The sequence below is a fragment of the Paracoccus albicereus genome, assembly GCF_024359525.1.
In the GTDB taxonomy this organism is placed as follows: Bacteria; Pseudomonadota; Alphaproteobacteria; order Rhodobacterales; family Rhodobacteraceae; genus Paracoccus; species Paracoccus albicereus.
The window spans coordinates 391,619-412,917 of sequence record NZ_JAKZEU010000002.1; the positions used below are offsets into that span (position 1 = coordinate 391,619).

At 63.4% G+C, this 21,299-nt stretch carries 17 protein-coding genes; 4 read left to right on the forward strand and 13 right to left on the reverse strand.

What is annotated here, in order from left to right; all coding sequences use genetic code 11:
* The first annotated feature begins 73 nt into the window (after positions 1-73).
* Complete coding sequence (locus MLD63_RS05490) at positions 74-2,623, forward strand: penicillin-binding protein 1A (RefSeq protein WP_255328885.1); 2,550 nt, start codon at positions 74-76, stop codon at positions 2,621-2,623.
* Between the two features lie 15 nt (positions 2,624-2,638).
* On the opposite strand, the gene MLD63_RS05495 is transcribed toward MLD63_RS05490, so the two are convergent.
* The gene (locus MLD63_RS05495) at positions 2,639-3,145 is read right to left on the reverse strand and encodes an MgtC/SapB family protein (RefSeq protein WP_255328886.1); all 507 of its coding nucleotides are present in this window, start codon (positions 3,143-3,145) and stop codon (positions 2,639-2,641) included.
* Between the two features lie 127 nt (positions 3,146-3,272).
* Here MLD63_RS05495 and prfB point away from each other — a divergent pair, with 127 nt between their 5' ends.
* Positions 3,273-4,400 carry a peptide chain release factor 2 gene (gene prfB / locus MLD63_RS05500; RefSeq protein ID WP_255328887.1) on the forward strand — a complete coding sequence of 376 codons (1,128 nt, stop codon included), beginning with the start codon at positions 3,273-3,275 and terminating at the stop codon, positions 4,398-4,400.
* 58 nt (positions 4,401-4,458) lie between these two features.
* A complete protein-coding gene (locus tag MLD63_RS05505) occupies positions 4,459-5,118 on the forward strand; it encodes a hypothetical protein (protein WP_255328888.1) in 660 nt (219 codons plus the stop codon).
* Positions 5,119-5,195: 77 nt separating this feature from the next.
* Here MLD63_RS05505 and MLD63_RS05510 read toward each other — a convergent pair whose 3' ends face one another.
* Together MLD63_RS05510 and MLD63_RS05515 are read right to left on the reverse strand one after the other, a co-directional pair.
* Positions 5,196-6,473, reverse strand: coding sequence for a Hint domain-containing protein (locus MLD63_RS05510; RefSeq protein WP_255328889.1), 1,278 nt, complete (start codon positions 6,471-6,473; stop codon positions 5,196-5,198).
* Between the two features lie 269 nt (positions 6,474-6,742).
* On the reverse strand, positions 6,743-7,474 hold the full coding sequence (locus tag MLD63_RS05515; RefSeq protein ID WP_255328890.1) for a ribonuclease activity regulator RraA: 732 nt from the start codon (positions 7,472-7,474) through the stop codon (positions 6,743-6,745).
* A gap of 124 nt (positions 7,475-7,598) precedes the next feature.
* On the opposite strand from MLD63_RS05515, the gene MLD63_RS05520 reads away from it, so the two are divergent.
* Positions 7,599-8,645, forward strand: coding sequence for a patatin-like phospholipase family protein (locus tag MLD63_RS05520; protein ID WP_255329507.1), 1,047 nt, complete (start codon positions 7,599-7,601; stop codon positions 8,643-8,645).
* Here MLD63_RS05520 and MLD63_RS05525 read toward each other — a convergent pair.
* From MLD63_RS05525 to MLD63_RS05570, 10 genes are all read right to left on the reverse strand, one after another.
* A complete protein-coding gene (locus tag MLD63_RS05525) occupies positions 8,609-9,319 on the reverse strand; it encodes a DUF502 domain-containing protein (protein ID WP_255328891.1) in 711 nt (236 codons plus the stop codon). The two genes, MLD63_RS05520 and MLD63_RS05525, sit on opposite strands and share 37 nt — an antisense overlap.
* An 85-nt stretch (positions 9,320-9,404) precedes the next feature.
* Positions 9,405-10,583, reverse strand: coding sequence for a methionine adenosyltransferase (gene metK, locus MLD63_RS05530; protein ID WP_255328892.1), 1,179 nt, complete (start codon positions 10,581-10,583; stop codon positions 9,405-9,407).
* Positions 10,584-10,587: 4 nt separating this feature from the next.
* Positions 10,588-11,994: an adenosylhomocysteinase gene (ahcY, locus tag MLD63_RS05535; protein ID WP_255328893.1), complete on the reverse strand. Its 1,407-nt coding sequence runs from the start codon at positions 11,992-11,994 to the stop codon at positions 10,588-10,590.
* Positions 11,995-12,089: 95 nt separating this feature from the next.
* Positions 12,090-15,185, reverse strand: coding sequence for an efflux RND transporter permease subunit (locus MLD63_RS05540; protein WP_255328894.1), 3,096 nt, complete (start codon positions 15,183-15,185; stop codon positions 12,090-12,092).
* Positions 15,182-16,450 (reverse strand): efflux RND transporter periplasmic adaptor subunit, encoded by a 1,269-nt coding sequence (locus MLD63_RS05545; RefSeq protein WP_255328895.1) that lies wholly within the window; start codon positions 16,448-16,450, stop codon positions 15,182-15,184. The genes MLD63_RS05540 and MLD63_RS05545 overlap by 4 nt, the downstream gene beginning before the upstream one ends.
* Positions 16,451-16,675: 225 nt before the next feature.
* Positions 16,676-17,596 (reverse strand): dihydrodipicolinate synthase family protein, encoded by a 921-nt coding sequence (locus MLD63_RS05550; RefSeq protein WP_255328896.1) that lies wholly within the window; start codon positions 17,594-17,596, stop codon positions 16,676-16,678.
* 17 nt (positions 17,597-17,613) lie between these two features.
* Positions 17,614-18,276, reverse strand: coding sequence for an aspartate/glutamate racemase family protein (locus tag MLD63_RS05555; protein WP_255328897.1), 663 nt, complete (start codon positions 18,274-18,276; stop codon positions 17,614-17,616).
* The gene (gene hydA / locus MLD63_RS05560) at positions 18,273-19,745 is read right to left on the reverse strand and encodes a dihydropyrimidinase (protein WP_255328898.1); all 1,473 of its coding nucleotides are present in this window, start codon (positions 19,743-19,745) and stop codon (positions 18,273-18,275) included. The genes MLD63_RS05555 and hydA overlap by 4 nt, the downstream gene beginning before the upstream one ends.
* Complete coding sequence (locus tag MLD63_RS05565; RefSeq protein WP_255328899.1) at positions 19,735-20,370, reverse strand: flavin reductase family protein; 636 nt, start codon at positions 20,368-20,370, stop codon at positions 19,735-19,737. The genes hydA and MLD63_RS05565 overlap by 11 nt, the downstream gene beginning before the upstream one ends.
* Positions 20,367-21,293 (reverse strand): N-carbamoyl-D-amino-acid hydrolase, encoded by a 927-nt coding sequence (locus MLD63_RS05570; RefSeq protein ID WP_255328900.1) that lies wholly within the window; start codon positions 21,291-21,293, stop codon positions 20,367-20,369. Before MLD63_RS05570 ends, MLD63_RS05565 begins: the two co-directional genes overlap by 4 nt.
* Positions 21,294-21,299 lie beyond the last annotated feature (6 nt).

Here is a 21,299-nt window from a genome sequence, read left to right on the forward strand (position 1 = left end):
ACTCACCCAAGGTTGCTTTGACGCGTCGGGCCTTGGCCGGTATAGACGGCGGGCAAAAGACGAGGGGCATCCGGTGCTGCGCGCGATCCTATCCTTCTTCGGGACCATCTTCTCGGCCCTGACGAACGCGGCCGTTGTTGTCGCGCTGACCATCGGCGCCATCTTCTGGATGTATTCCTATGATCTGCCCAGCCATGAGACGCTGGCGCAGTATTCACCCAAGACGATCAGCCGCATCTATTCGGGTGAAGGTCGCCTGATCGACGAATTTGCCGAGGAACGCCGGATCTTCGTACCGATTGAGGAAATTCCCGATCTGGTGAAAGAAGCGTTCATCAGCGCCGAAGACCAGAACTTCTACCACCATCCGGGATACGATCCGCGCGGCATCGCAGCGGCCATCGTGCAGGCGGTACGCTCGGGCGGCGAGCAAGTGCGCGGCGCGTCCACCATCACCCAGCAGGTGATGAAGAACTTCCTGCTGTCGAGCGACCGGAACGTCGAGCGCAAGGTAAAGGAACTGATCCTCGCCACGCGGCTGGAACAGACACTGGGCAAGGACGAGATTCTGGAGTTGTATCTCAACGAGATCTTTCTGGGGCAGAACAGCTTCGGGGTGGCGGCCGCCGCTCAGACCTATTTCAACAAGCCGCTGTCGGACCTTGCACCGCACGAAGCGGCCATGCTGGCTGCGATGCCGCAGGCACCGAGCCGCTATCACCCCGTTCGCGCGAAAGAGCGCGTGACGGAACGGCGCAACTACGTGCTGCGCGAGATGTGGCAAAACGGCTTTATCGAAAAGGCGACGTACGAGGCCGAGGCGAAGCTGCCGTTGCGGTCTGTTCAGAATGGGGATTTCCCCGCGTTTTCGGACCATCTGCCGCCGCGCGATTACTTCACCGACGAAATCCGCCGCCAACTGTCCCGGGAATTCGGCGAAGAGGAATTCTTCGGCGGTGGCCTGACCATTCGCGCAACGGTCGAGCCAGAGCTGCAGACCATCGCAGCCGAGGCGTTGCGCGAGGCACTGGAGGATTACGATCGCGGCATCGGCGTCTGGCGCGGTACCGGCGTCACCGTGCCCGCCGAGGTTCTGGACGACCAGATGGAATGGCGCGAGGCGCTGTATCAGGCCGAGGTGCCGCGCGACGTTCCGGGCTGGTATCCGGCGGTCGTGCTCTCGCTGGGCGAGGGCAGCGCGCGCATCGGCATCGAGGGGATCGAGGAAGACAGCGACGGCCACTGGGTTCCCGCCCAGGATGTGCAATGGGCAAGGAAGCGCAACAGCGACGGCAGCCTCGGCCCGCGCGCTCAGGTCGCTGGCGATCTGGTCCAGCCGGGCGATGTCGTCCTGGTCCGCGCGATGACCAGCGACAGCGACGGCAGCTTCATCCGCTGGACGCTGCGGCAGGTGCCGCAGATCCAGGGCGGCTTCATGGCGATGGACGTGAACACCGGCCGCGTCATGGCGATGCAGGGCGGATTTTCCTACCAGTCCTCGGTCTTCAACCGCGCGACACAGGCCCTGCGCCAGCCGGGGTCGAGCTTCAAGCCGTTCGTCTATGCGGCCGCGCTCGACAACAACTACACGCCCGCGACGATCGTGGTGGACGAACCGATCCGCATCAACACCCCCGCGGGCCTGTGGGAGCCGAAGAATTCGAGTGGGCAGACCTATGGTCCGACGCCCCTGCGGACCGGGATCGAGATGTCGCGCAACCTGATGACGATCCGTATCGCGCAGGACATCGGCATGGATCTGGTGGCGCAATATGCCGAGAAGTTCGGCGTCTACGACCAGTTGCAGCCGTTCCTGGCCAACGCGCTCGGCGCGCAGGAAACCACGTTGTTCAAGATGGTCGCGGCGTACGCAATGTTCGCCAATGGCGGCGAGCGGGTCGAGCCGACGCTGGTCGACCGCGTGCAAGACCGTCGCGGGCGCACGATCTATCGCCACGACAAGCGGGTCTGCGAGACCTGCGGCCAGCAGGCGCTACCCGCCGGCGAAGGCCCGGTGATCGACAGCAACCGCGAGCGGGTGATGGATGCCGTCACCGCCTATCAGCTGACCTCGATGATGGAAGGCGTGGTCAAGCGCGGCTCGGGCTCAGGCGTGAACTTGCCGGTGCCGATCGCGGGCAAGACCGGGACCACGAACGACGCCAAGGACGTCTGGTTCATCGGTTACTCCAGCAACATCGTCGCGGGCTGCTATCTGGGCTATGATCAGCCGCGCACGCTTGGCCGGAACGCTTTCGGCGGCACGCTGTGCGTGCCCGTGTTCAACGCCTTCATGAAGAAGGCGGTCGAGAAATACGGGGGCACCGACTTCGCTGTCCCGCCGGGTGGGCACTGGGTCAAGATCGACCGTTTCACCGGCCAGCGACTGAGCGATGATGCCAGCGGCGCCAACGTGATCGCAGAATATTTCCGCGACGGAACCGACCCCGACTGGCTGTCGCCCTATGTCGTTGCTGGCTTTGGCGATACGAATGTTACTCTGCCCTGGCAGGCGGACGGTTCGTCCAACGCGTCTGTTTCGGTCACGACATCGACAGGCCAGCAGAAGGTGATCCCGAAACAGGCAGACTTCGGGACCCTGTCATCTGGCGGGCTTTACTAAGCGGTAACCGCGCTCTCACGGCTTGTCGCTGTCCTCATTCATGGATCTGGCGATCGGTTTGATCGACAACCTGATGACCCAGAGGATGATCAGCGCAAGGATCGTCGCCATCGTCGCCAGAACGATGTCGCCGGTCCCGCAGCAAAGGCCGATTGCCCCGCACAACCACATCGACGCGCCCGTGGTGACGCCGCGGACATTCGTGCCGTTGATGATGATCGACCCTGCGGCAAGGAAAGCGACACCTGCGGTGACGGCTTCGATCAGGCGCAACGGGTCGAAGCGCAGCGGTGCGTCCGGATCGGCGTGGAAGCTCGTCAACTCCATGGCCACCAGCGTGAAAAGCGATGCTGCGAGCGAGATCAGCATGTGCGTTCGCAACCCGGCGTCGCGGTGCTTCACCTCACGCTCCCACCCGATAAGCGCCCCCATCAGCATCGCCGCGACCATCCGACCGGCGGCGGTCGCAAGTGACATGGAATCCAGCGGATCGATCAGCGTATCGAGAAAGTCGGACGGCATGGGAACTCCGAAGAGGGCGGTTCGGCGACGGCTATCAGGCGACGTCTAGCCTCGCAACGCGCGGCCTTGTGACAGGGTGGCTTGCACGTTATCTAGCCGTTTCCACGCCATTCAAGGAAATCCGTCGATGCGCGCAGAAACGCAGGCCACGATCGAGGCGATCCGCAAGTCCCTGACCTTGCTGGGTCAGCGGATGGACTGGCAGACCGCACCGCACCGCCTGGAAGAGCTTAACGCGATGATCGAGGACGGCGATCTGTGGTCCGATCCGACCCGGGCGCAAAAGCTGATGCGCGATCGTCAGGCATTGGCAGACGCGGTCGATACCTATCGCCGCATCGAGGCCGATCTGGATGCCAACGCCGAGATGGTCGAGCTTGCAGGCGAGGAAGGCGACGCCGAGCTGGTCGCCGAGGCAGAGGCGAACCTGAAGGCGCTGGCCGCCGATGCAGCGCAGAAAGAGCTTGAGGCGCTGCTGAACGGCGAGGCCGACGGCAACGACACATTTCTGGAAATCAACGCGGGCGCGGGCGGCACGGAAAGCTGTGACTGGGCATCGATGCTGGCACGGATGTATGTCCGCTGGGCCGAAAAGAAGGGCTTCGACGTCGAACTCGTCGCCGAAAGCGCGGGTGAAGAGGCTGGAATCCGCAGTGCCGCCTACAAGATCAGCGGACACAACGCCTATGGCTGGCTGAAGTCGGAAAGCGGCGTCCATCGGCTGGTCCGGATCAGCCCCTATGACAGCGCGGCGCGGCGCCATACCTCGTTCTCATCGGTCTGGGTCTATCCGGTCGTCGACGACAACATCGAGATCACCGTACCGGACAACGAGATCCGAATCGACACCTACCGCTCATCGGGCGCGGGCGGGCAGCACGTCAACACCACCGACTCGGCCGTGCGGATCACACACCTGCCGACCGGGATCGTCGTGACGTCTTCGGAAAAGTCGCAGCACCAGAACCGCGCCAACGCGATGGCGGCGCTGAAATCGCGGCTGTATCAGATGGAGCTGGACCGGCGGAACGCCGAGATCAGCGCCCAGCATGATGCCAAGGGTGATGCCGGCTGGGGCAATCAGATCCGGTCCTACGTACTGCAGCCCTATCAAATGGTGAAGGACCTGCGCACCAGCCATGAGACCAGCGATACGCAGGGCGTGCTGGATGGCGATCTCGACGCCTTCATGGCCGCGACGCTGGCGCTGGACGTGGCCGGGAAAAGCCGGGCCGACGCGCAGGCGGGCGACTGATCGACTGGCTGCACGGGATCATGCTAGACTGATCTTCCAGCCATAGGGAGTTTCGGTCATGCGTCTGTCCCTTCTGCTTTTCGTTCTGGCGTTTGCGCCCTTGTCGGCCGCTGCGGATAGTGCCACGGCCCGTTGCGACATCTACCCGCCCGGTGAGGACAAGGCATCGCGATCGGGCGATTGCACCTTTTCGCAGGCTCAGGGCCGCGTGACCATTGCGCTGGATGACGGAACGAGCTTCGACCTGGCACCCGAGCCCGGCTATCCAGGGAATTTTCTCGATCCCTCGGGGCGGCGCGTCTTTCGCCAAAGCGGGCTGGGCGACCAAGGCCTGATCTTTCGGCTGCCTGATCGATCGATTTACGTCTACTGGCAGCGCGGCGCGGCCGACTCCGATTCCCAAAACCCGACCGCGCCGTTCACCACCGACGATTACGACGCGTCGGCTTTGGTCCCCTGTGGTGCACCGGGGCAGCCCAGGGGGCAATGTCCCGCCGGTGCGGCGAGGATGGAGGACGGGCAGGCGTCGATCACGGTCGAAGGGCCCGACGGCGAACAGTTCACGATGAACTTCATGAAGGATGCGGCGACGGGCGAGCCCTATGTCAACGCGACCAACCGCGAAGCCGAGGCAGCGCTGCAAGGAGACACTTGGATCGTGATCATCGACGGAACTGTCGAATACGAGGTTCCGCTGGCGCTGATCGAAGGGGGCTGAGGCCGACCTTCATTGCCTTGCCGCAAAAGAAACTCCCGCAGCCGACGCTGCGGGAGTGTGTTATCCTGCGACTGCGATCAGGGTTGCAGCTCCAAGAGCTCACGCTTCTTGGTCGCGTGCCGCTGTGCCAGCTTGCGCCCTTCGCGGCCGGTCAGAAGACGCCGAGCACCGGCAGGCCGGCGCTGCAGAGTGTGCTGACCCAGTTCGGGAAAGATCGCCACAAGTTCGCGCAGCGCATTGGTGTCGAGCGATTTCAGCGCTTGGGGCCCGGCATAGAGGCTCTCCGATTCCGCGCCGTTCGAGACAACGACTTCGTGCGTGTCGAACATGAAATGAACATACTCGACCTCTTGCAGGTCGGTGGCGTAATCGACACCGTCCAGGCTGAGCAACTGCTTTGCCGCGACCAGCACCTCCGACGTGCCGAACATATTGATCGCGATCTTCGAATTGACGAGGATGCGATGCTGGGGCGAAACGAGAAGTTCTCGCTCGGGCTTGCCGTGACCTAGGGCGCCCGCAGCGATCCGGATCGGCCGGATGCCGGGATTCGCCGCCAGCATCCGTGTGGTCAGCTTGCGCGAGCCGATCCAGCGGATCGGCTGCAGGCCGCGGTCCTTGGTCACGACCATATCGCCGGCCTTCAACTCGTCAACCGCACGGGGACCATCGGCCGTCGCGATCATCGTTCCAGCCGTGAAGCAGGGCAGTGCGTCATCGACGGTGATCGTGCCGGTGCCGTCAGCGTCCAGTGTGATGATGGCGGTGTTGAGCGCCGTCTGTACGCCTGCGGCGATCCCTGCGGTCAAAGGGTTCCCGGAGAGCGCGCCCAAATCAAGGTTCAAGGTCTGCGGCGGTGTCAGCGGCGGAACCCCGGGAATTCTTACCGTAAGGCCCAGCTGCGGCGAAGCGATACCGTTTTGGACCAGCGGCTCATCTGTCACCATGTAGAATACGCCATTGTCACCTTGAATCAGATCGCCCTGAACCGGGTCCAGGGTCACGGTAATTCCGGCAAGTACGATGGGATTGAGGTTCGCGAGTACGACATCGCCGAGATAGGTCCCCGGCACGTTGGCTTGACTTGGGTCAGTGCCGCCATCGGTGCCGTCAGAGTCGACCAATGTTAGCGGATCACCCTGATTGACTGTGACGCCCGTGCCCTGATCGCCAGGAACGTCATAGTCGTCGAACTCGTCGCTATTACCGAATGTGTTGAGCAAATAATTCGTATTCGTATCGACAACCGGATCGCCGTCGACGTCCAGAGTAATAAATCCGGTGGGCAGAGCGGTATAATAGGGCATCGTCGAGCCTCTCGCTGGAGTGAAGGAATGCAAGCGACCAAGCAGCAATCTTCAACACCGCGGCGACATCGCGGAACCGCCTCAAAAGGTCAGACGCTGAACATCGAGGACCAATCTACGCATTCCATGTTAGCCGAAATGACTTATAAGGCAAATAAAACAAAATCAGTTGACGTACTCCGACCGGCCCCCCTCTGAATGAAGCGCGTGCGCCGGCGGAAATCCAAGGCAAATGCAATCGGAAGCCGAAAACTATTAACCGACACAGGCTGTTGTAAGAGCTTGCTAATACAAGCGCCTGTGCAAGTCCGATACCGTCACGCTTTTCCGTTGCGGAAGGCATCATACCGCGCGCGGGTCTCGTCATTCATCGGATAGAGGCCAGGGAGCGCATGACCGGCCTCGACTTCGCCCATGATCCAGCCTTCCATCCGTTCCTGCTCGACGGATTCTGCAGTCACCTCCTCGACCATCGCAGCGGGAATCAGGACGGCGCCGTCGTCGTCGATGACGATCATGTCGCCCGGGAATACAGCAACGCCACCGCAGCCGATGGGCTGTTCCCACGCCACGAACGTCAGCCCCGCGACCGAAGGCGGGGCAGCGACGCCGCTGCACCAGACGGGTAGGTCGGTGCCAAGAACCCCGGCCACGTCCCGCACGACACCATCGGTCACCAGCGCGGCGACGCCGCGCTTGTGCATCCGAGCGCAAAGGATGTCGCCGAAGATGCCAGCGTCGCTGACGCCCATCGCGTCCACCACGGCGACGCAGCCCTCGGGCATCGCCTCGATCGCGGCTCTGGTCGAGATCGGCGAGGCCCAGCTGGCGGGGGTCGCCAGATCCTCGCGCGCGGGAACGAAGCGAAGGGTGAAGGCACGACCGACAATGCGGGGCTGGCCGGGCCGCAGCGGACGTGCGCCGCGCAGCCAGACATTGCGCAAACCCTTCTTCAGCAAGACCGTCGTCAGGGTGGCCGTGGTGACACCCCCAAGCGCGTTGCGCAGACGGGTTTCGGCGTCCTGATCGGTCTCGGTCGGGTTGGTCATGGGGCTAATCTCCTCTGCTCGGGCGGCATCCTTACCGCTTCCGATGGCCTTGCCAATACTCCCATCTGTTTCACGTCCGTCCGCTTTGCTATGCTGCAGGTGCAAACAGCCTTAGGGGCACGATCTGGAAGAGAAACGCATCAATCTGGCGCTGCAGGGCGGTGGCGCGCACGGCGCCTTTGCCTGGGGCGTGCTGGACCGTTTGCTGGACGAGCGCTGGCTGCGGATCGACGGGATCAGCGGCACCTCTGCCGGGGCGCTGAATGGAGCAGCGTTGAAGGCGGGTCTGGCGATCGGCGGTATCCCGGGTCGTCTGGCGGCACGAGACAACCTGGACCATATCTGGGCCGAAGTCGGACGCGTCAGCGACAACCGCATGGTTCGCTGGATGCATTCGCTGATGCCCGTGCCACGCGGACTGGACCGACTGACCGAACTGTTCTCGCCCTTTGCCTGGATGGATGGGCTGACCCGTATCTTCAGCCCCTACGATTACGGTCCGCTTTACAGCAATCCGCTGGACCCGATCCTCCGCGCCCTTCCGCATCCACGGTTTGCGGCCAGCCGCGGGCCGCGTTTCTTCGTGACGGCAACCAATGTCAGGACGGGACGGGTCCGCATCTTCGCCAACGACGAGATCACCTGCGAGGCGCTTCTCGCCTCCGCCTGCCTGCCTACACTGTTTCGCGCGGTCGAAACCGACGATCCTGCGACGGGCAAACGTGAAGCCTACTGGGACGGCGGCTATTCGGGCAATCCTGCGCTGTTTCCTTTGTTCGATCAGGACCTGCCGCGCGACATCGTCATCGTGAACATCAATCCGATGATGCGCAGCGAGGTCCCGAAGACGCCCGCCGACATCCAGGACCGGATGAACGAGATCAGCTTCAACTCATCGCTCCTGCGTGAGTTGAGGGCCATCAACTTCGTCAAGCGCCTCTACGCCGAAGACCGGCTGCAAGGGCGTCCGATGAAGAACGTGCTGGTCCACATGATCCTTGACGACACGCTGATGAATTCGCTTACCGCGCGCACCAAGCTGATGCCTGATCCGGGGCTGCTTTCGCGGATGAAGGCGGCAGGGCAGGCGGCGGCAGAGCAATTCCTGACCGATCACGCCGATGCTTTAAACGATCACGACACTGTCGATTTGCCGTCGATGTTTTCCTGAAGCGACAGGTCGGGGCGGCCCGGATAGACGAGTCCGGCACTGATGATCAGCTTGGCCGCGTCCTCGACTGTCATGTTCAGGAAATGAACGTCACTTTCAGGAATGAAGAGCAGAAAGCCCGAGGTTGGGTTGGGCGTTGTCGGAAGAAACACAGCCATCATGTCGCCTGGCACCTGCCGGCCGACTTCGCCCTTGGCAGGGCCCGCGACAAAGCCCACGGCCCAGAGCCCACGCCGCGGATACTCGATCAGGCAGGCGCGATCGAACCGAGCTTCCTTTTCCGACAGGACCGTCTCGGCGATCTGCTTCAGCCCGCCATAGATGCTGCGGACGATCGGCATGCGGTCGACGATCTGTTCGCCGAGGCGCAGCAGGGATCGGCCCACATATCCCTTCGCGAGCCAGCCGATCACCACCGTGAACAGCAGGAAGAAGACGACGCCGACGCCGCGAAGATTGATGCCGATATAATGTTCGGGGCGGAAACGGTAGGGCACCATCGGCAGCACCCAGCTGTCGATCCAACCGGTCAGCGTCCAGATCAGCCAGACGGTGATGCCGATGGGCGCGATGACGACCAGACCGGCCAGAAAAGACGATCGAAGGGCAGCGAAAGGCCCCTGTTTGCGGGGTGTTGGCAGCGGCAGGCCAGGTTGATCGCTACGATCCTTCATCCGTCAAGGAGATGACCGAACTGCTAGGCAGGTCAAGTGCCTAGCGGGGGGTGCGGGCAGGGCTTTCGCCGCTGCCCGTCCATTGTCAGGTGATTGCGCCCTTCAGCGCCTCGGCCTTGTCGGTCTGCTCCCAGCTGAACGCCGTTGCGCCGGCCAGCGCATAGGGCTCGCGCCCGAAATGGCCATAGCTCGCGGTCGGGCGATAGATCGGGTGAAGCAGGTCCAGGTCGCGAATGATCGCGAAGGGGCGCAGGTCAAAGACCTCGCGCACGGCGGCCACGATCTTTTCGACCGGGACGGTTTCCGTGCCGAAGGTGTTGAGGCTGATGGATGTCGGTTGCGCGACGCCGATCGCATAACTGATCTGGATCTCGCAGCGCTGTGCCAATCCGGCCGCGACGATGTTCTTGGCAACCCAGCGACCCGCATAGGCGGCCGAGCGGTCGACCTTGGACGGGTCCTTGCCGGAAAACGCGCCGCCGCCGTGTCGCGCCATGCCGCCATAGCTGTCGACGATGATCTTGCGACCGGTCAGGCCGCAATCGCCGACCGGACCGCCGATGACGAACTTGCCCGTCGGGTTGATGTAGACCTTGGTGTCGCCGCTCATCCAGTTGTCGGGCAGGACCGGCTTGATGATCTCTTCGCGAACGGCTTCTTCCAGATCGTTCAGCGAAATGTCCGGGCTGTGCTGAGTGGACAGGACCACCGCGTCCACGGCGACCGGTTTGCCATCCTCGCCATAGCGCAGCGTCACCTGTGATTTCGCATCAGGCCGCAGCCACGACAGGGTGCCGTCGCGGCGGACTTTCGATTGCTGCTCGACCAGGCGATGGGCATAGGTGATCGGTGCGGGCATCAGGACGTCGGTCTCGTCGCTGGCATAGCCGAACATCAGGCCCTGATCGCCAGCGCCCTGATCTTCAAGCGCTTCGCGATCGACGCCCTGATTGATCTCGGGCGATTGCTTGCCGATGATGTTGATGACCGAGCAGGTCGCGCCGTCGAAGCCGACCTCGCTGCTGGTATAGCCGATGTCGTTGATGACATCGCGTACGATCCGCTCGAGATCGACCCAGGCGGTGGTGGTGATCTCGCCCGAGATGATCGCCACGCCGGTCTTGACCATCGTCTCGCAGGCAACGCGCGCCCGCGCGTCGTCCTTGAGGATCGCGTCGAGGATCGCGTCCGAGATCTGGTCGGCAATCTTGTCAGGATGGCCCTCGGACACGGATTCCGAGGTGAACAGCGAATATTCGGTCATGAGATCAGTACCGGTAATGGTCGGATTTGAAGGGACCCTGCGGCGTGACGCCGATATAGGCGGCCTGCTCGTCGGAAAGCTCGGTCAGCCGGGCACCGACCTTTTCCAGATGCAGGCGGGCCACCTTTTCATCCAGCGCCTTGGGCAGGATGTAGACGCCCGGGGCGTAGTCACCGCCCTTGGTCCACAGCTCGATCTGCGCCAGAACCTGATTGGTGAAGGATGCCGACATCACGAACGAGGGGTGGCCGGTGGCGTTGCCGAGGTTCAGCAGACGACCCTGGGACAGCAGGATGATGCGGTTGCCCGAAGGCATCTCGATCATATCCACCTGGTCCTTGATGTTCGTCCATTTGTGGTTCTTGAGTGCGGCGACCTGAATTTCATTGTCGAAATGGCCGATGTTGCCGACGATCGCCATGTCCTTCATCTCGCGCATGTGGTCCAGGCGGATCACGTCGCGATTGCCGGTCGTGGTGATGAAAATGTCGGCGCTGTCGGCGACATCTTCCAGACGCACGACTTCGTAGCCGTCCATCGCGGCCTGAAGTGCGCAAATTGGGTCGACCTCTGTCACCTTTACGCGGGCGCCCGCGCCGCGCAGGCTGGCTGCGCTGCCCTTGCCGACATCGCCGTAACCGCAGACGACGGCCACCTTGCCGGCCATCATCGTGTCGGTAGCGCGACGGATGCCGTCGACGAGGCTTTCCTTGCAGCCGTACTTGTTGTCGAATTTCGACTTGGTGACGCTGTCGTTCACGTTGATCGCGGGGAAGGGCAGCAGGCCCTTCTTGTGAAGGTCGTAGAGGCGATGAACTCCGGTGGTGGTTTCCTCGCTGACGCCGCGGATCGCATCGCGCTGACGAGTGAACCAACCGGGCGTCTCATCCAGGCGCGCGCGGATCTGGGCGAAAAGCGCCTCTTCTTCCTCGCTTTCGGGATTGCCGATCAAGTCGGTCTCGCCGGCCTCGACGCGTGCGCCAAGCAGGATATAAAGCGTCGCGTCACCGCCATCGTCGAGGATCATGTTGGCGACGCCACCCTGATCGCCCTCGTCCGCGAAGCGGAAGATCTGGTCGGTATAGGACCAGTATTCCGGCAGCGTTTCACCCTTGATCGCGAAGACCGGCACGCCGGAAGCAGCGATGGCGGCAGCGGCGTGATCCTGCGTCGAATAAATGTTGCACGACGCCCAGCGGACCTCGGCCCCAAGCGCGATCAGCGTCTCGATCAGCACAGCAGTCTGAACCGTCATGTGCAGGCTGCCAGCGATGCGCGCACCTTTCAGCGGCTGTGCCTCGCCATATTCGGCACGCAGGGCCATCAGACCCGGCATCTCGGTTTCGGCGATGTCGAGTTCCTTGCGGCCGTAATCGGCAAGGCCGATGTCGCGAATGATGTGATCGGTCACGGGTGTCGTCCTGTCGAAGGAAAATTCTTGGTCGAACGCGGTGTCTCACGCGGTCACGGCGGGATCAACCCCAATGGGCGGGCGTGGGAACCGCCTCAGGCGGTCCCGTGCTGCTGCGCGATCTGTCGGGCCAGTTCCTGATCGGGTTCTTCGGCCTTGGCCGGCGTCTCTTTCGGGGAGACGAGGGTGTAGATCGTCGGCACCACGAACAGCGTGAAAAGCGTCCCGACCGTGATGCCCGAGAAGATTACGAGGCCCATCGAAAAGCGGGCGGCGGCGCCCGCGCCTTCGGCGATCATCAGCGGCACCACGCCGATCGCGGTTGCGATCGTCGTCATCAGGATCGGGCGCAGACGCAGGCGCGCGGATTCGACGATCGCCTCGTTGCGGGACATGCCGCGTTCGCGTCGCTGCTGGTTTGCGAATTCAGTCAGCAGGATCCCGTGCTTCGAGATGAGGCCGATCAGCGTGATCATCCCGACCTGCGTGTAGATGTTCAGCGTCGCGACCCCGAGATTGAGGGGAACGATCACGCCGAAGATCGAAAGCGGCACGGTCATCAGGATGATGATCGGATCGCGGAAGCTTTCGAACTGCGCGGCGAGCACGAGGTAGATCACGACGATGGCCAGCCCGAAGGCCACCATGATGCCGGCGCCCTCGCTCTTCTCAAGCCGAGACTGCCCGGAATAATCGATGAAGAACCCGTCGGGCAGGACACTTTGCGCAATACGCTCGATCTCTGCCAGACCGTCGCCGGTGGAGGTTCCAGGGATCGGCAACGCCGAGATCGTGGCCGAGTTCAGCTGGTTGAACTGCTCGATGATCGTTGGCGACGCTTCGGTCTCGATCTCGATGACGGCGGACAGCGGCAGCATCTCACCATCGGTCGAGCGGATGAAGAAGTCGCCCAGCCGTTCGGGGTCGTTTCGATACTCGTCCGGCACCTGCATGATGACATCGTAGCTGTTCGAGTCGCGGTCGAACTGGGCAATCGAGTTCCCGCCGACCAGCAGCGCAAGCGTCTGACCGATCTGCTGTGCCGGCAGGTTCAGTGCCGCTGCGCGGTCACGGTCGATGCGGACGCTGACCTGCCGCGTGTCGTAGCTGAGCGAGTTCTGCACCACGATGAACCGGCCCGAGGCCTGTGCTTGCTGGCGGATCTCCTCGGCGACCTCATAGACGCGTGCGGAATCGCCCGTCGACTGGATCGCAACGGTGATCGGCAGACCGCCGCCGGTGCCGGGCAGGGTGGGCGGCGCGAAGACGAACGCTTCGACGCCGGTGATGCTGGCGAGACGGCCCTGAATATCCTGCTGGATCTCGGCCTGGCTGCGTTCGCGCTCGCCCCAGTCCTTCAGCGCCCACAGCGCGATGGCAGAGTTCGTCGCGCCGCCGAAGCCCACGATCGAGAAGCTCGCCCGAACTTCGGGGATATCGTCCGTCGCCGCGCGGATCGCGTCGGTATAGGTTCTGGTGTAGTCGGTCGTCGCGTAGGACGGCGCATTGATGAACGAGAATAGCGCCCCGACGTCTTCCTCGGGTGCAAGTTCGCTGGTGGTCTTGGTGAACAGAAAACCGGTCGCGGCGACCAGCACCACGATCATCAGGATCGTCACCGGACGATAGTCGAGCGAGGTCGAGACCCTACGGGCATACCAGTTTTCGAACCGCGTGAAGTTCCGATCGATGAACTTCTGGAACCGGGAATGTCCGCCCGATGTCAGGACCCGTCCCGCCATCATCGGCGAGATGGTCAAAGCGACGAGGCCGGAGATCCCGACCGCACCCGCCAGTGTGACCGCGAATTCGCGGAACAGCTGCCCGGTCAGACCGCCGGTGAAGAACAGCGGCATGAAGACGGCGATCAGCGTCAGCGACATCGCGACGATCGAAACGAACAGCTCCTTCATCGACACGAAGGCAGCCTGCATCGGTCGCACGCCATCCTCGATGTGCCGCTGGATATTCTCGACCACGATGATCGCGTCGTCGACGACCAGGCCGATGGACAGAACCATCGCGAGCAGCGTCAGCAGGTTGATCGAATAGCCCATCAGGAACAGCAGGAACATCGTCCCGACGAGCGACAGCGGGATGGCGACCAGCGGCATCAGCACCGAGCGGAATGACCCCATGAAAAGCAGGATCACCACGGTGACGATCACCGTCGCCTCGACGATCGTGGTCAGAACCTCGCGGATGGAGGATGAGATCTGCTCTGTCGCATCGTACATCAATGTCAGGTCCATCCCATCGGGAAGGCTGGCTTGAATGATGGGCAGTTCGGCGTTGACGTTGGCAGCGGTGTCCAGCGGGTTGGCGTTCGGGCTGGGGAAGATTCCGATAAAGGTGCCCGGCTGGCCGTTGAATTCGACGATCGTGTCTTCGGATTCGGATGCGAGCTCGATCTCGGCCACGTCGCGCAGGCGCACGACCTCGTCGCCTTCGCCGCTGATGGGCAGGGCGCCGAAGGCTTCAGGCGTCTGAAGCGTCGATTCCAGCGTGATCGGATAGGCGACGTACTGGTTGCGCGTCTTGCCGGGCGCCGAGAGGAAATTCGACTGCGTGATCGCGGCCATCGCCTCGGCCGCGGTGAGACCACGACCGGCCAGCCTGACCGGATCGATCCAGACCCGCATCGCGTAGGTCGCACCGCCCAGGATTTCGGCCTCGGCCACACCGTCGATCGTCGACATGCGCGGTCGGATGACCCGCTCAATATACTCGGTGACCTGTTCCGAGGTCATGTTCGGGTTCTGCAGCGCCAAATACATCGTGGCGAAGGTCATCCCTGTGCCCTTGACCACGGAGGGGTCTTCGGCTTCGGTCGGAAGCTGCGAGCGGACCTCCTGCACCTTCGACATCACTTCGGTCAGAGCGTTGTCCGGGTCTGCACCAAGGCGCATGTTGACCGTGACGACCGACGCCGAGGGGCGAGACTGCGTGGTCACGTAGTCCACGCCCTCCGCGGTTGCGACGGCGCGCGCGATGGGCGAGGTCACGAAGCCCTGGATCAATTCCGGCGAAGCGCCGGGATAGACCGTGGTGACGGTGACGACGGTTTCATCGACTTCTGGGTATTCGCGGGTCTGAAGGCTGACTGCGCCAAGAAGGCCCAAGAGGATCAGCATCAGCCCGACGACGGTCGACAGTACCGGGCGCTTGATGAAGATGTCTGACGGACTCATGGCTGGCTCGATGCCGAAGTGGTGTCCGGCGTTCCGGCTTCGGCTGCACCGGCCGTCTCTTCGCCACCTTGTGCCGTCGTTTCTTCTGCGGCTGCTTCGGGGACTGCTTGTCCCTCGGGTTCAGCTGCCTCGGTTGTTGTCGCCTCCGTCGCCGGTGTGTCCCCTGCGGCGGGCTCGTCACCGGGCTGCACGCTGTCGTCGATGACGACCGGGCCGCCATTCGTCAGGCGGTTCTGACCGGCGGTGATGACACGGGCGCCGGCCTCCAGCCCCTTGCGGATCTCGACAGCCCCTTCGTGCCGACGGCCCGCCTCGACAAAGATCTGCGCCGCGACCATCTGTTCGGGATCATCCTCGGATGGACGGGCGACATAGACGTGATCGCCGTAAAGACTGGTGATCAGAGCCGTTTGCGGGACGGCGATGACGTTTTCTTCGACCGGCAACTGAACCTCGATCCGGACGAACTGGCCCGGAGTCAGGCGACCGTCGGCGTTGCCGATCTCACCCTGCAGGGACACCATACGGCTCGCCGCATCGACGCGGGGATCGATGCCTGTGATCTCGCCTGTCAGGCCCTCGTTCAGGCCTTCGGCCCGGACCGTGATCGTCTGCCCGATTTCCAGCTCATTCAGGCGCTGTTCGGGCAGCGAGAAATCGACCCGCATGTTGTCGAGATCCTGCAGGGTCGCGATCGGCGTTCCGGGTGACACGTACTGTCCCAGATCAATCCGCGCGATCCCGACGGTCCCGGAAAACGGCGCGACAAGCTGGCGCTGATCCAGAACCGCTTCGGCGCGCGCAAGCTGTGCTTCGGCGGCGCGGGCCGCGGCTTCCGAGTTTTCGAGGCTGCTCGACGCCGTCACGCCACGGTCGCGCAAGGCTGTCGTGCGGTCGAGGTTCGAACGCTCAAGCTCGAACTGCGTGCGAGCCGCGGCGACATCGGCCTGCTGCGCGGTGTCGTCAAGTTGCAGCAGAACGTCGCCCTGTTCCACGCGCTGGTTCGAGCGGAAATTGATCTCGCGCACGATCCCGGCGCTTTCGACGGCCAGATCGACGCCCTGAGCCGCGTTTACCGTGCCGATCGCCTCGATGCCCGGCTGCCATTCCGTCGGTTCAACCGTCACCGTCGATACAGCCGAAGGCTGCACGGGCATGTTGGCGAAGACGTCCGCGATCATCTTGTCGCGGAACAGATTGAAACCGACCAATCCGCCGACCACGAGGACAAGCAGGACGACGGCGATGATGAGACGTTTGATCATGGCGTATCCCCACGCGTGCGGGAGGCGCGGCAGTCACGCAACCGTGGCGCCTTCAAGCACATTCGATGGTGCAGGGCAAGATTGTGAAACCTCGTCCGCGCCTCGTTTTACCCGCGCGCAGCACGCAAGCAACGATTGCCGTTGCGTCAGGCAAAGAGCGGGCGGTGCGGTGCTGCCGAGAAAGAGGTCGCCGTGTCCGCGAAGGCTACCTTCCAGACACGGCGGTCACTGTCCCAACCGCCGCTCCAGCCTGTCCATCAGCCGGTTGATTTCTGCCACGTCGGCTGCGGTAAGGCTGGGACCGGGCGCTCGGGTGGCGGGGCTCTCGATAGCGCCGCGACGCATCAGGATGTGTTTGCGCACCGCCAGACCCGCGCCCGGCTGATGTTCAAGCCGGACGATGGGAAGGTAGGCGTCGAACAGATCCTCTGCTTCCTCGACGCGGCCGTCGCGGTGCAGGGCAACCGTCCGGACCAGCGCTTCGGGATAGGCAAAGCCGGTCATCGCGCCATCTGCCCCGCGGGCAAGCTCTAGCGGCAGGAACAGGCCGCCGTTCCCGCACAGGATCGACAGGCGCTCTCGCTGGTTGTCCTGCTCCATCCTTCGCAAGGCGGTGATCTTGTTCAGACCCGGCCAGTCCTCGTGCTTCAGCATGACCATCTGCGGCAGATCGTCCGACAGACGCCGGATCAGCGCGGGCGAGACTGGCAGACCGGTGACCAGCGGAAAATCCTGGTAGCACAGCGGCACGTCGGGCAGGGCACCGGCGACAGCGTGGATGTAGCCCTCGATCCGGTCCTCGCGCGCAGGCCCGGGGGCAGGGGCGACCATCAGCCCCACGGCTCCGCGATCCATCGCGTAGCGACCGAGATCGGAAAGGTTGGCAAGACCGGCGTCAGAGACGCCGACGACGACCGGCAGGTCGCCGACCCTTTGCATGACCAGATCGATGATGCCGCGACGCTCTTCCGGCGTCATCTTGTTCGCCTCACCCATGATCCCGAGGATGGTCATCCCGTCGACGCCGTGGGACAGGTAGAAGTCGATCAGGCGCCGCAGGCTTTCGGTGTCGATGGCGCCGTCTTGCGTGAAGGGCGTCGCGGCAATGATGAAAACGCCGTGCGTATCGCGGGTGATCTGTGGCATGTGAAATTCCTTGAGGTTCAGTCGGTTTGCTGGCTCAGCGACAGGCCGAGGGCCATCGCGGTCGCGGCCTGTGTCGGATCGATGACGGGGATCGAAAGTTCGCGTTCCAGCGGGGCCCGGTGGCGGGCCATCCCAGCGCAGCCTAAGATCAGAACGCCGGCGCCATCGTCGTCACGCAGCCGCGTGCCGACCTCGACCAGCCGGGCAAAGGTGCCGTCGTTCCGGGCGCTGTCATCCACGCTGATGTTCAGGGCGCGTTCGCCGGCCAGCCGCCCCTCGACCCCCATGCGGCGAAGATAGCGAATGTGGCGCGGGATGCTGGCATCGGCGATGGCGATGACACCGAACCGGTCGGCGCGGGTCATTGCGGTCAGCACGCCCGATTCCTGGATGCCCAAGACAGGAATGCGGGATAGCGAACGGCAGAGATCGATACCTGGGTCCGAATAGCAGGCGATGATGAAGACGCTCGCATCGGTGCGGGCTTCGACCATCCGGCCCAGGGGCAGGGCGACCCCGTCCACGTCGCGCTGGCTTTCGATCCCGAACGGGCCTTCGGTCAGCGTCACGCATTCAATCGCAGGCCCACCTGTCAGCCGAAAGCCTGCCAAAGCCTGATCCAGACCGTCGGTCACGGCCTGGTTCGAGTTCGGGTTGATGACGACGATCGGACCGCTCATGTCCGGCGCCCTCGTGCGATGTCGGCGCCGAAGTTCAGCGTGGGATCGAGTTCCGGCGTATGGCTGCCCGGATATCCGGTGAAGTCGGCCGGTGCCCGCTTGATGAAGCGACCGCGTCCGGGTTTTGCGACCAGCTCGCCCGCATCGACGATCCGTTCGCCGCGCGACAGGACGGTCACCGGCCAGCCGGTCAGTTCCATCCCCTCGAACGGCGTGTAGTCCATGTTGTCGTGCTGGTCGGCCAGCGTCACGGTGCGAGTCTTTGTCGGGTCCCAGATCGCGATGTCGCCGTCGGATCCGATGGCGATCGTGCCTTTGGTCGGGTGCATCCCGAACAGCTTGGCCTGGTTGGTCGCCGTCAGCGCGACGAACTGGTTGATCGTCAGCCGGCCCTTGGCTACCCCTTCCGAAAACAGCATCGGCAAACGCAGCGCGATCCCCGGCATTCCGTTCGCGATGACCTTGAAGGGCGCGTCCGGCCCCTTGGCCAATTTGCCGCTGTCGTCGAACCGGTAGGGCGCGTGGTCCGAGGAGAAGACCGAGAAGGTCCCGACCTGCAGATGCCGCCACAGCGCATCCTGCGTGGCCCTGTCGCGGAGCGGCGGCGAACACATGAACTTCGCCCCCTCCATCCCAGGCCGGTCCAGATCGTCGCGGGTCAACATCAGATATTGGGCGCATGTCTCACCAAAGATCTTGGCGCCTTCCAGCCTGGCGCGTGCGACCAGATCGGCGCCTTCTGGCGTCGAGACGTGGACGATCATCAACGGTGCATCGACGAAGCGGGCCAGGGTGATCGCGCGGTTGATCGCCTCGGCCTCGGCTGCGGCCGGATGGCTGATCGCATGATAGCGGGGCGCGGTATGTCCGCCCGCCATCAGCCGGTCGGTAATCCAACGGATGATGCCGGAGTTTTCGGCATGCACCATCGTCAGCGCGCCGTGATCGCGTGCCGTCGAGAGGATGTCGAGAAACTGACCGTCATCGATCTTCATCAGATCGTAGGTCATGAAGACCTTGAACGAGGTGACGCCACGCGCGAAGGCCGCGGGCAGTTCGTCACGCAAAGCGTTTTCGGTCGGGTCGGCGATGATCAGGTGATAGCCATAATCGATGACCGACGCGCCTTCGGCCCGGCTGTCGTAAAGATCCAGTGTCTCGGTCACGCCCATTCCGCGATGTTGTGCGGCGAAAGGCACGAAGCTGGAATTGCCCCCGAAGGCCGCCGAGATCGAACCGCTGCGGTAATCGTCAGCGGTCATGCCGCCGGTCGCGCTTTCCTGCGCGATGTGGCAATGCGCCTCGATCCCGCCGGGCAGGACCAGCTTGCCGGCCGCGTCGATTGTGTCGGCGCCCTGAAGGCCGGTGCCGAGCGCCGCGATCTTGCCGCCGGTGATGCCGATATCGGCTGCGAAGGTGTCGGATGCGGTGGCGATGGTGCCGCCCGTGATGACAAGATCAAACTGCATCGGAGCCTGCTTTCGTTCGGGGGTCTGGTATCGTGTGACGGTCGGTCTCGACAAGCCGTGCGTAACGGTCGGCGAACAGGCGCGCCAAGGGCAGATCGTCGCCCCATTCGACGCGCAGCGTGTCCTCGTCGATCAGTCCGTCGCGGGCGTGAAGGTGCAGCGCTTCGCCGACCAGCAGCTCACGTTCGGCGGAAAATGACAGGCTGACCATCTTGCGGCATTCCAGCGCGACAGGGGCCGCCGCGAGGCGCGGGGGCGCGACACGCGCCGAAGCCGCAAGCGACAGCCCGAGCGTGTCGGGCTCTCCGATGTCGGCCGGATAGGGTGCGGCTGTCTCGACCATCGGTGCGGCAAGATCGGGCGTCAGGATGTTGACCACGAACTCCCCGGTGTCACGGATGTTGCGGGTCGTATCCTTCGGCTCTCCGCCCTCGCGGTTCTCCAGGCCCAGCACGATCAGCGCCGGGTCCTGCCCGAAGACGTTGAAGAAAGAGTAGGGTGCCGCGTTGACGATGCCGGACTTGCTTTCGGTCGTCACCCAGGCGATCGGGCGAGGAATGACGACGGCGCAGAGCAGCTTGTAGCGGCTTCGCGGATCCAGCGCGGCAAGGTCGATCGAGCTCATGCCGGGCGCACCACGCCTGTCTGGCTGGTGATCAGACCATAATGTTCGATCCGGCGATGCCGCTCGAAATCGAAGATCGTCTCCTTGCCGAAATTGCACAGGTCCATGTCGCAGGCATGGACCAGCAACTCGTCGCCCTCGGTTTCCGCCCGCGCGACGACATAGCCGTTCGGATCGACGATGATCGAGCCTCCCATCAGCGGATGCCCGTCCTCGTCCCCGGCCTTGGCCACGCCGACCACCCAGGTCGCATTCTGATAGGCGGCTGCGGTCATCGACAATTCGGAATGATAGAGCCGCTGCTCCAGACCCTCGCTGCCCATCTGACTGTTCACGGACGGCGTGTTGTAGCCCAGCACGACCAACTCCACCCCCTGCAAACCCATGACGCGGTAGGCTTCGGGCCAGCGTCGGTCGTTGCAGATCAACATGCCGACGATGGCGTCCTGCGTGCGCCAGACCGGAAAGCCGGTATCGCCCGGCTCGAAGTAGCGCTTCTCCAGATGCTGGAAGGCACGGTCGTGGTCGTAATCGGAATGGCCGGGCAGGTGGGTTTTGCGATATTTGCCGATGATCTTGGCCTGCCTGTCGGTCAGGATCTGGGTGTTGAAATGATGCCCGTCCGGCGTCTTTTCCGCGTAGCCGATGCTGATGGCGATACCCAGTTCGCGTGCCCGGTCGAACAGCGGCCGGGTGGCTTCGTTCGGCATCTCGTCCTCGAACCAGGTGTCGACCTCGGCCTGATCATCCATGTACCAGCGCGGGAAGAAGGTCGTCAGTGCCAGTTCAGGAAACACGACGAGCGTGCAGCCTTTCGCTGCCGCCTGTTCCAGCAGCGCGACCATCCGCGCGACGATGACCTCTCGACTGTCGGATTTCTGGTTGGGACCCATCTGGGCGGCGCCGATGACGATCTGTCGCATGGTGTT